The sequence below is a fragment of the Thalassobacterium maritimum genome (assembly GCF_031127805.1).
GTDB classification, from domain to species: Bacteria; Verrucomicrobiota; Verrucomicrobiia; order Opitutales; family Coraliomargaritaceae; genus Thalassobacterium; species Thalassobacterium maritimum.
Window position 1 is genome coordinate 1 of record NZ_JARXHW010000204.1, and the last position, 602, is coordinate 602.

General features: G+C 41.4%; 1 protein-coding gene. It reads left to right on the forward strand.

Annotated elements, in window-relative coordinates:
* Positions 1–118 precede the first annotated feature (118 nt).
* Entirely contained in the window at positions 119–442 is a 324-nt protein-coding gene (locus tag QEH52_RS20035; RefSeq protein WP_308952740.1) for a hypothetical protein, read from the forward strand.
* The last annotated feature ends 160 nt before the right edge of the window (positions 443–602 follow it).

Consider the following 602-nt stretch of genomic DNA (forward strand, 5'->3'; position numbering starts at 1 on the left):
AACAATCCCCTTACCCCGTAAAGCACACCCGCACGGCTTAGTCCAACAGGTTGTAAGCAGAAAGCGGAGCTTCCAGCCTACAACACTTTAAGTTAGGCAGAGAATAAAAATACCCCACATGAGATTCATCACATTACTCCTTATGCTATTTTGTTTTTCTGTTTCAACGGATGCAGATGAGGCCCCACATAGACCGCCCATCCGTATTGAACAAGCTATAGAAAAAGCAAAAAAACATATTCAAGTCCACGAGATTGACGTATCTGCGAAACGCATAAGTTCAGCTAAGCTCATAAAAAACAAAAAAGAAGATTTAGGCTATTTTTGGTTCATTACGTGGGAATTGGACGCTAAGTTTGACCAAGAATTGAAACCAGCAGGTGGACAAGTTTTTGTGAGCATTTATCCAGATAGCCGAATCGAAGTGACCTATGGAGAATGAACACAATTAGGCCTAACCAGTCCGATGAGGCAATAGATTTCGCTGGCGCTCATCTATTCCTCTCGTCTACGATCTACAAAAATGGACGAAGAACAGAAAAAGAAAGAATTTAATAAATTTTGGCTTACCCCTGGAGTCGTCGCGTTTGGATTAATAGTCA